Annotated in this window: 7 protein-coding genes and 1 pseudogene; 5 read left to right on the top strand and 3 right to left on the bottom strand. The window is 55.3% G+C overall.

Annotation, left to right across the window (positions count from 1 at the left end):
* Window positions 1-290: 290 nt before the first annotated feature.
* Genes RTK32_RS11040 through RTK32_RS11025 form a run of 4 tightly spaced genes read left to right on the top strand, consistent with a single transcriptional unit; the run spans window position 291 to window position 3,513 of the window.
* Window positions 291-1,214, top strand: coding sequence for an ABC transporter substrate-binding protein (locus RTK32_RS11040; protein ID WP_312043878.1), 924 nt, complete (start codon window positions 291-293; stop codon window positions 1,212-1,214).
* A 15-nt stretch (window positions 1,215-1,229) separates the two neighbouring features.
* Window positions 1,230-1,739: a GNAT family N-acetyltransferase gene (locus RTK32_RS11035; RefSeq protein ID WP_312043877.1), complete on the top strand. Its 510-nt coding sequence runs from the start codon at window positions 1,230-1,232 to the stop codon at window positions 1,737-1,739.
* 9 nt (window positions 1,740-1,748) lie between these two features.
* Complete coding sequence (locus RTK32_RS11030) at window positions 1,749-2,702, top strand: amino acid ABC transporter permease (protein ID WP_312043875.1); 954 nt, start codon at window positions 1,749-1,751, stop codon at window positions 2,700-2,702.
* Complete coding sequence (locus RTK32_RS11025) at window positions 2,686-3,513, top strand: amino acid ABC transporter ATP-binding protein (RefSeq protein WP_312043873.1); 828 nt, start codon at window positions 2,686-2,688, stop codon at window positions 3,511-3,513. The genes RTK32_RS11030 and RTK32_RS11025 overlap by 17 nt, the downstream gene beginning before the upstream one ends.
* 53 nt (window positions 3,514-3,566) lie before the next feature.
* Here the strand turns inward: RTK32_RS11025 and RTK32_RS11020 are convergent, their stop codons facing one another.
* On the bottom strand, window positions 3,567-4,172 hold the full coding sequence (locus RTK32_RS11020; protein ID WP_312043871.1) for a helix-turn-helix domain-containing protein: 606 nt from the start codon (window positions 4,170-4,172) through the stop codon (window positions 3,567-3,569).
* A 43-nt stretch (window positions 4,173-4,215) separates the two neighbouring features.
* Here RTK32_RS11020 and RTK32_RS11015 point away from each other — a divergent pair, with 43 nt between their 5' ends.
* Complete coding sequence (locus RTK32_RS11015) at window positions 4,216-4,911, top strand: B3/4 domain-containing protein (protein WP_312043869.1); 696 nt, start codon at window positions 4,216-4,218, stop codon at window positions 4,909-4,911.
* A gap of 70 nt (window positions 4,912-4,981) precedes the next feature.
* On the opposite strand, the gene RTK32_RS11010 is transcribed toward RTK32_RS11015, so the two are convergent.
* Both RTK32_RS11010 and RTK32_RS11005 read right to left on the bottom strand, forming a co-directional pair.
* Window positions 4,982-5,794, bottom strand: a complete 813-nt coding sequence (locus RTK32_RS11010; RefSeq protein WP_312043867.1) for a MetQ/NlpA family ABC transporter substrate-binding protein — start codon at window positions 5,792-5,794, stop codon at window positions 4,982-4,984.
* Between the two features lie 18 nt (window positions 5,795-5,812).
* Window positions 5,813-5,916 (bottom strand): annotated as a pseudogene (locus RTK32_RS11005) (ABC transporter permease); the annotation flags it as partial.

Raw genomic sequence — 5,916 nt, 5'->3', positions numbered from 1 at the left:
CGTCGCCGCCAGCGCGTCCTGCGGGGTTTGCCCTTCGTCCACCGGACTTTGATCTAATAAACTTAATTGATACGTCATTATTCATTCTCTCTGGAGGCTTTCAGCGAGAATTCCATATAAAAGCACCGACGCTAAATATTAATTCCAGCTTAGCTTTTGCATAATGCTGGAATTATTCTGGATTAAGAGAAAACATTATTTGTTATTTCCCACTATCTTTATTTGTTTTTGTTGTTTTACTTGCCCGGCGGCATCGGGAATAGTGCAGAAAAACAAAACGCAGGGATAAAATGATGAATAGCAACCGTTTAAGCGTGCTGGCACTGCTGCTGGGGCTGAGCCTGAGTGCGCAGGCCGCGCCAGGAATCGATTTAATTGCCAATGAAAAACCGGTGCACGCGCCGCTAAATCCTCAGGCTGCTTCACTGATCCCGGCTAATTATAAATTTGTTACGCCCGGCACATTGACGGTGGCGACAGCGGTATTAGGCAGCGCGCCACCGTTTGGCCTTTTTGCCCGCGATAATAAAACAGTTATCGGCAGCGAAGCGGATATTGCCCGTCTGGTTGCCGACGGGCTGGGGTTAAAATTAAAAATCGTTCCCGCCTCCTGGGAAGACTGGCCACTTGGCGTTGCCTCCGGAAAATATGACGCGGCGATTTACAATATCACCGTGACTAAAGCACGCAAAGAACGCTTCGACTTTGCCACCTATCGCCAGGACACGCTGGGTTTCTACGTCAAAAGCAGCAGTAAAATCAGCAAAATTGACGCCGCGCCGGATATCGCCGGCAAACGGATTATTGTCGGTTCCGGCACCAATCAGGAAGCCATTCTGCTGCAGTGGGATAAAGAGAATCAGGCAAAAGGCCTGCCTGCGATGCAGCCCCTTTACGTCACCGACGACGCTGCCGCCACGCTGGCTATCCAGTCCGGCCGCGCCGATGCCACTTTCGGGCCCAATGTTGTCGGCGCCTATAAAGCCAAACTGACCGGTACCACACGGCTGGTCGGCGTGGTCGCTGGCGGCTGGCCAAAAACCGCCAACATTGCCGTGACGCTGAAAAAAGGCAGCGGGCTGGTGGAAGCGGTGCAGGCTTCGCTTAACAGCGCTATTGCCAGCGGCAGCTATCTGCAGGTGCTGGATCGCTGGGGCGAGAGCATCGAAAAAATCGACCATTCCGAGATTAATCCGCCGGGTTTAGGCGACTGAGTACGGGAGCGCGCCATGATTGAAGAAACCTTTATCCATACCACGCCGGACGATCCACGTATCGAGCCGATTATTGAGGGGTTGTTTGCCGAATACCGCGCCCGCTATGGCAACTATTTCGGTGAGCAGGACGAAGAGCTACCGGGGCTTTATGCCCCGCCAGACGGCGCATTTATCGTGCTGCTCCGCCATGAAACGCCCATCGCAATGGGGGCATTCAAACGTTACAACGTCACGACCGCTGAACTGAAACGTATCTGGACTCACGGCAGTATGCGGCGTCAGGGACTGGCCCAGAAGGTCTTGCTGGAGTTGGAGCGGCTGGCCGCCCTTCAGGGATACGACTCGCTGTTTCTGACCACCGGCTTTCGCCAGCCGGAGGCCGTCAGGCTCTATCTTTCGCAAGGTTATCAACCGCAGTTTGATCTGGCGGTGGATCCTGAACGCTATGCGCTGCCGCCTTTTGACGGTCGCCTGCCCTTTACCAAAATGCTGCTCAGCCAGCCTGTCAAACGCCGCGCCTGAGGAGTCGCTATGAAAAATCTGGACCCTGCCTGGCGTCAGCACGCCAACCTGGCGGACAATGCCGCCCTTAAAGTGATTCCTGCGCGCTATCCATGGCGTCTGGCAGGCGCGGCGTTTGCGCTGTTTATCATTACTGGCGTGGTGCAGTCCATTGCTACCAATCCCCGCTGGGAATGGGGAGTGTTCGCGCAGTGGTTTTTCGATCCGGCGATTTTAAGCGGGCTGGGAAAAACGCTGCTGCTGACGCTGCTGGGAACGCTGTTCGGCTCGCTCCTGGGAACCGGGCTGGCGCTGGCACGGCTCGCCAACTCCTGGCTGCTGAACGCGCTGGCCTGGTGCTATATCTGGCTTTTTCGCTCGCTGCCTCTGCTGCTGGTACTGATTATTCTTTATAACTTCTCGTATTTATACGACAGCCTTTCGTTGGGGATCCCTTTTACCGATCTGACTTTCTTTACTCACGCCACGACTGATCTGTTGGATCAGTTTTCAGTCGCGGTACTGGGGCTGTCGCTGGTACAGGCCGCCTACACTGCCGAGATCATTCGCGGCGGGATTGTCGGCGTCGAACAGGGCCAGCATGAAGCCGCGGCCGCGCTGGGATTGCCGCCCTTCCGTCGTACCTTCCGTATTATTTTGCCACAGGCGCTGCGCGCCATTCTGCCAACCGGCTTCAACGAGGTGATCAGCCTGGCAAAAGGCACCGCTATTGTTTACGTACTGTCGATGCCGGAGCTGTTTTATACCGTGCAGGTTATCTATAACCGCACCCAGCAGGTGATCCCGCTACTGATGGTCGCCAGCGTCTGGTATCTGTGCATCACCACCGTCCTGTCAGTACTGCAACACTATGTCGAACGCTATTTTGCGCGCGGCGTGGTACGCCAGGTTCGTCCTGCCCGCTTTACGCTGTTCCACCGTTCGCCCCGCCATAAGGAGAATGCTGATGTCAGAAGCGCTTGATTTGGGTCGCTACGAGGCTGCCCCAACCACGAGCCACCCTGTGCACCCTCGTGCAGGGAAAATTGAAATTGCCAATATCAGTAAAAGTTACGGCGCTTTTAAGGCGCTGGATGATATCAGCCTGACCATTGAACCCGGCACCGTTACCGTGATCCTCGGGCCGTCCGGCTCCGGCAAATCAACGCTTTTACGCACCATTAACCACCTGGAACGCGTCGATAAAGGCTTTATTCAGATTGATGGCGATTATATAGGCTACCGCCGAAAGGGGGATAAGCTCTATGAACTGAAGGAAAAAGCGATCCTGAAACAGCGTATTCAGGTCGGTTACGTGTTCCAGAATTTTAACCTGTTTCCGCATATGACCGTGCTGGATAACATTATCGAAGCGCCTGTGGTGCACGGCCTGCTGAAGCGTAGCGAGGCGATCGGGCGGGCTTACGAGCTGTTGGATACGGTTGGCCTGCGCGAGAAGGCACACGCCTGGCCGCGGCAGCTTTCCGGCGGCCAGCAGCAGCGGATCGCTATTGCTCGCGCGCTGGCGCTTAACCCGAAAGTCATGCTGTTTGATGAGCCGACCTCCGCGCTGGATCCGGAGCTGGTAGGCGAAGTGCTGGATGTGATTAACAAACTGGCACGTTCGGGCGTTACCCTGGTGGTGGTCACGCACGAAATAGGGTTTGCGCGGCAGGTGGCCGATCGCGTGGTCTTTATGGTGGACGGCAAAATTGTCGAAAGCGGCAGCGCCGAACGGGTACTGAATCGTCCTGTTCATCAGCGTACCCGACGCTTTCTGGAAAAGGTGTTGTAGATGGCATCATCCGTCCCTGAAGCCCTGCTGCTTTGGCATACGGACGGATGATGTTAGCCGCGGTGCAGTTCGGCAACGGTCATAGTAAAGATCAGCAGGTCCTGTGTTTCGTTGGCATAGCGGTGCGCCATATCCGTTCTGGCGACGGCCGAACAGCCCACGTTGACCATCAGCGCGGCGCTTTCGGTTTGCAGGTTTAGCGTGCCTTGCTCAACGTGCAGCAACTCCAGCGTGCCCGCCGGATGTCCCGCTGAGGAAAAACTTTCCCCCGGATGCATTTCCCAGCGCCAGAGTTCTATCATATCCGGCCCGCGCGTCCCTGCCAGTAAGCGTGCAGACCCTCCCTTGTCGCCCAGCCACAGCGTGGGGATCTCCTCGCGGGCAATCAGCCATGCCGACGGCGAATCGGTTACATTAACGATGTCCGCAACCGACACCACAAGCGCGGAGGCTATTTTACATAAAATACCGATGCTGGGGTTGGCCGTCCCCTTTTCGGTTTCCACCAGCATCCCTTTACTCACGCCCGCCCGACGGGCCAGTTCATCCAGTGAAAGCTTCTGCGCCTTACGGTGCGTTTTAATACTGCGTGAAACAGCAGCGCTAACGCTGTCGATATCGGCACCGGCATCGGTCGTTTTATTGACTTTTTTGGTCATCGGTCATTACTATAGAATAAATTAGTCACCGCAGGATTATGGAATGTTTTCAGTCACCCCGTCAATCGACCCGGCTATTGCTGACCTGGCGCCGGGTTTTCGCGCCCTGAGTATTACCGTTAAAGCGGCACCGCTGGCTGCCCCCGCTATCGCGGATGAGTGGCTTGCACGCGCCTGTGAGACCGTGCTGGCAGTGCCACCTGCCTGGGCGAGCGCGCACCTGGCCGACTGGGCAGAAACGTTTACAAAGTTTGGCGCTAAACCTAAGCGCACGCCCTGTTCGGCAGAGGCGCTGTGGAAAAGGGTGCAGCGCGATGGGACGTTGCCGGGCATCGATCCGGTTGTCGATCTGTATAATGCCATCAGCCTGCGCTACGCCATCCCGGTCGGTGGCGAAAACATTGGCGCCTATGTGGGTCAGCCGCGCCTGGTTATCGCTGACGGCAGCGAGCTGTTCGATACGTTTAAAGACGGTAAAGCAGCCCTCGAATCGCCCGACGTCGGGGAGGTTATCTGGCGTGATGATCAGGGCGTGACCTGCCGACGCTGGAACTGGCGTCAGGGCGTAAGAACCCGGCTGAATGCCGAAGCGGCGCATATGTGGTTTGTGCTGGAAAGCCTGCCGTCAATGCCTTATGCGGCGCTGCTGGAGGCGGGTGATGAGCTGATCCGGGGCCTGACGCTGATGATGCCGGGCGTACAGACTGACAGGCAGGTGATTGGATTTACCGTGCCCTGATCGGCCTGGTGACCAAAAATCTTAAGCAGGATGTGAAAAAGGCCGGTTTCCCGGCCTTTCGCTTCAGTCATCAGTTATTAACAGGAATAACCGCGCCTTTATATTTTGTGCGGATCCAGTCCTGGATCTGTTTGGAATGCAGTACCGTGACCAGCGCTTTAATATCCGGCTTGTTTTCGTCGCCGCGATGCACGGTGATGATGTTGGCGTAAGGATTGTTTTCGCCACTCTCAACCGCGACAGGATCTTTTACCGGATCCAGACCGGCATCGATAGCGTAATTGGCGTTGATAACAACGGCATCGCCTTCGTCATTGTTATACATCTGCGGCAGCAGCGCGCCTTCCACGTTAGCCAGGAACTTCAGGTGTTTCGGGTTTTCCACAATATCGCTGATGCGCGCGTCTACTTTGCTTACGCCCGGTTTCAGTTTAATGACGCCTTCTTTCTCGAAAATAGAAAGGATACGGCCTTCTTCCGATACCGCATCACGCATAATCACTTTGCCGTTCTGCGGCAGGTCTTTCAGCGATTTGTATTTTTTGGAGTAAATACCGATTGGCTCGATATGAATGGCGCCCGCGCTGACAAAATCATAGCTTTTGTCATCGGCGTGATCTTTCAGCACGCTGTTCAAATAAGGCACGTGCTGAAAATAGTTCGCGTCGATATCGTGGCTGGCCAGCGCGGTGTTTGGCAGGATATAGTCCTGGAAAGGTTTGATTTCCAGATCGATGCCCTGCTTCGCCAGGATCGGCTTAGCCTGCTCCAGAATTTCCGCATGCGGCACGTTAGAGGCGCCGACAGTCAGGGTGTCTGCCCATGCGCTCAGGCTCAGCGCGCCCAGAGTGGCCGCAGCCAGTAGCGTCAGTGTCTTTTTCATTATGACTTCCTTTATAAGTTAGCGTTTGTCGAGACGTGTTGTGATGAAATCGCCAATAAACTGAATAATAAAAACGATAATCAGGATCATAACCGTGGCGACCAGCGTTACATCGCTATGGT

This window comes from Erwinia sp. (genome assembly GCF_031978025.1).
Classification (GTDB): domain Bacteria; phylum Pseudomonadota; class Gammaproteobacteria; order Enterobacterales; family Enterobacteriaceae; genus Erwinia.
This window is presented reverse-complemented; position numbering and strand designations above follow the sequence as displayed.